This is a genomic window from Paenarthrobacter sp. NPDC089675 (genome assembly GCF_044749185.1).
Taxonomy (GTDB): Bacteria; Actinomycetota; Actinomycetes; order Actinomycetales; family Micrococcaceae; genus Arthrobacter.
In genome coordinates, this window is record NZ_JBIVHM010000023.1 from 1 (window position 1) to 1,978 (window position 1,978).

Sequence of the window (1,978 nt, forward strand, 5' to 3'; positions counted from 1 at the left end):
CCATTCCGAACCCGGAAGCTAAGACCCACAGCGCCGATGGTACTGCACCCGGGAGGGTGTGGGAGAGTAGGACACCGCCGGACAACCATTACAGGTCGAGACCCCCCAACCACCAGGTTGGGGGGTCTCCCACTTTAAAACCAACGCCAAAAACCAACACAACCAGACCGGGCGCAGGGCGTACTCTGAGCGTCATGGGGAACACGTTGAAGTCACTGGCGGTTTGCGCCTCGGCCTGCACGGTTCTGGCAGCGGGACGTGCTGCACCCACCCAGGGCGGGGGCGGTCTAGTTGCAGAAAGCCCCGCGGCGGCCAACCCTGCTACCGAGATCGACTCCACTACCCTTCTGTGCCAAGGCAATAAGGTTCAGCGCCACGCGCTCGAGAATCCCAGGCCGGCGACGGAGCTCAGGCCTGAAGCACAGCCAGCGCTTAGTGGACGTGACGTGGAACAATTCCACGCAGCATCGTGGCTCATTGCGCAGGAAAGCAGCGATCGGGTGATGCTCATGAACAAGCTTGCAATACCCGAGGACAACGGAACGGGTGATGTTCGCGATTACCAGTACATCGTTGTCTCCACGAACTCCATGGCATCAGAACCGGGTAAGCCGGTGTGGGCCGTGGTGGAGTCGTCCAGCTGCACGCCGACCCTCGACCTGGGAGACCTGGGGGCCGGGTCTGTCACCCTGGACCCGAGCTCGAAGCCGGCAGCGGCGGACAAGGTTGTTCCTTTGCTTGTCACAGAGTCCGACTGCAATTCAGGGCAGAATGCCGAGGGCCGGGTAGAGGTCGTGAAGCTTGTCGAGACGGATTCAACGGTGGAAGTCGTCATTGGTGTGCGGAAATCGGACGCCCAAGCGGCTTCGTGCCAGGGCAATCCGCCCACGCCTTTCACAGTCCACCTCGAACGCCCGCTGGGCGATCGCGCCGTCCTGAATGCCGCCGTCGTGCCTTCGCGTGCGATCGACCTCCCGTCCCGACGGTGATGACCCGCGCCAGGCTGCAGACAGCTAAGGCCCCGCAGATGCGGGGCCTTAGCTGTCTTAAAGCGAGGATCAGGCTTTCGAGGCTTTGGCTGCAGCCTTCGCGGCTTGCTTGCTCGCGCGGACCTTTACCAGGGAGTCCGGATCCACAATGTCTGCCACGGACAGGTACGAGCCCTCCTCACCGTAATGGCCGGCGGCCTCGCGCCATCCCTGAGCCTGGAGACCACACTGTTTTCCGAGAAGCGCCAGGAAGATCCTGGCCTTCTGGTCGCCGAAGCCCGGCAAGGCCTTAAGGCGCCGCAGGACCTCTGCCCCGGTTGGGTTGCCTCGGGTCCAAATGGCAGCTGCTTCGCCGTCCCAGTCCTGGTGGACTGTCTCCGCCAGTGCCTGAACTCGTCCGGCCATGGAGCCTGGGAAACGGTGGACGGCCGGAGTTTGTTTGAAGACCTCCACAAAGCCGGCCGGGTCGAACGCCGCTATGGTGCCGGGCTCCAAAGACCCAACGCGGGTACGGATCTTCTCTGGCCCGGCGAACGCGGATTCCATGGTCACTTGTTGATCGAGCAGCATGCCGGTCAGCAGCGCGAAGGCGTCGTCACTGAGCAGTTGGTCGGCAGCAGCATCTCCTGTGATGTGCAGTTCCATGGGCCCATCCTCCCACCTGCCTGCGGCCATCTCCTAGGGGAGTCACGCCCCGGCAGGCGGACCGGGATACTTGCGTCTCCAGGCGGGGCTTCGTCGCTTCGCCGCAGGACGGCGGCCCGTCAGGCGCAGCTGAGGTGGAATGTACGACGGCGGGTGGTTGCCTTTATGGGCTGGGCGCGTCGACCCGCCGGATTCACGGGAACTTCATGCGAGATTCACGGGGCCAAATGGTGTGTCGTCTTGCTCTGCTGGACCTGCCTTTGGGGTGGATTTGCGTTGGGGGTTGGGGGCGTGTATTGTTTTCTGAGTCGCCGGGAGCGAAACGGAAAGCCGGAAGGTGTGTA

At 63.2% G+C, this 1,978-nt stretch carries 2 protein-coding genes; one reads left to right on the plus strand and one right to left on the minus strand.

The features are described 5' to 3' along the window. The first annotated feature begins 194 nt into the window (after window positions 1-194). Window positions 195-989, plus strand: coding sequence for a hypothetical protein (locus tag ACIPY2_RS21790; RefSeq protein WP_400268491.1), 795 nt, complete (start codon window positions 195-197; stop codon window positions 987-989). Between the two features lie 69 nt (window positions 990-1,058). Here ACIPY2_RS21790 and ACIPY2_RS21795 read toward each other — a convergent pair whose 3' ends face one another. Next, the gene (locus ACIPY2_RS21795) at window positions 1,059-1,634 is read right to left on the minus strand and encodes an HhH-GPD-type base excision DNA repair protein (protein ID WP_400268492.1); all 576 of its coding nucleotides are present in this window, start codon (window positions 1,632-1,634) and stop codon (window positions 1,059-1,061) included. Window positions 1,635-1,978 lie beyond the last annotated feature (344 nt).

Coding starts and splice junctions, on each gene's coding strand:
- ACIPY2_RS21790 (WP_400268491.1), top strand. CDS start 195: ATGGGGAACACGTTGAAGTCACTGGCGGTTTGCGCCTCGGCCTGCACG.
- ACIPY2_RS21795 (WP_400268492.1), bottom strand. CDS start 1,634: ATGGAACTGCACATCACAGGAGATGCTGCTGCCGACCAACTGCTCAGT.